The organism is Candidatus Saccharimonadia bacterium (assembly GCA_035544015.1).
In the GTDB taxonomy this organism is placed as follows: domain Bacteria; phylum Patescibacteriota; class Saccharimonadia; order UBA4664; family UBA4664; genus UBA5169.
Map to the genome: position 1 here is coordinate 1 of DATKIP010000029.1, position 1,289 is coordinate 1,289.

Here is a 1,289-nt window from a genome sequence, read left to right on the forward strand (position 1 = left end):
GTTCGAAAATGGTCCAAAATTACCCACACGACTTCACGAAGAGGCCTTATTCTTATGGCCACAGCCAAGGCAAGGAACGCTAATACTGGCGTTCTCGAATAGGCGTTCAGCCATCGCTATTGTCCCGTCGTCGTTAAGTCATTTATGCGCGAGCGCGCCGCCGCCTTCAGGCTTGGCGTGGTAGGGCTCGCATATTTTTCGCCATCCCAATGTGATGTAGGGCCTGTCTTCAGTTACGAAAGCTCTTCCCGGGAACGGATCAGAATCAAACGCGGAACGCGGTTCTATCGAGGGTTTCCAAATCAGCTGTTGACTGATTCATGGGCGGTCGGCTCGAGGAGGGCCGACCGATGGAACGCTTTGGGTTACACAACGACCAATGGGATCGGATCAGGGATGTTCTGCCCGGGCGTGAGGGGCATGTGGGCGGCACGGCGCACGATAATCGATTGTTCGTCGAAGCCGTTCTCTACCGATTTAGAACGGGCTGTCCCTGGCGTGATTTGCCTGCGCGTTTCGGCCACTTCAAGACGGTCCATCAACGGTTCAGCCGATGGGCGAAAAGCGGGGTTTTCGAGCGTATTTTCAAGCTGTTGAGCAGCGATCCCGACAACGAATACATGATGATCGATGCCACCATCGTGCGTGCTCATCAACACAGCGCCGGTGCGCGAAAAAAAACGGCCCGCAAGCCATCGGCAGATCGCGCGGAGGATTGACCACCAAAATCCATGCGCTGGTCGACGCTTTGGGCAATCCGGTCAACCTGATGCTGACGCCAGGGCAGGACCATGATCTGGCTTGTGCGCAGCCGCTGCTCGAAAATGCCGATCCGGGTGCGCTGCTCGCCGACAAGGCTTACGACGCCGATGCGTTGATCGGCTCGCTCAATCAGCGGGCAATCACTCCAGTGATCCCGCCAAAGGCCAACCGCAAGGTGAAGCGTGATTGTGATTTCGCGCTCTATTGCGAACGCAACCTCATCGAGCGATTTTTCAACAAAATCAAGCACTATCGAGCCATTGCCACACGCTACGACAAACTTGCTCGAAATTTTCTTGCCGCCGTCCAGCTGGTCGCGGCTATCATCCTGCTCAACTGAACACAGGGCCTAATCCCTACCATTCGATATCCTGCAATTCGGCCCTAGCTGGCGGGGACCGCGATTTCAGGTCGTTCGGTAACAAGCCGCTCTCACTCGCCAGTGACAAGCAAGTGTTCTTGGTCTCGCCTTTCGATTGGAGTTGGGCGCATCATAGTTTGGCGCGCCGATTAGATACTCTCGCTCC

The 1,289-nt window shown here is 55.8% G+C and carries 1 pseudogene; it reads left to right on the plus strand.

The features are described from left to right. The first annotated feature begins 350 nt into the window (after positions 1-350). Positions 351-1,102: pseudogene (locus VMT30_02245) on the plus strand (IS5 family transposase). The last annotated feature ends 187 nt before the right edge of the window (positions 1,103-1,289 follow it).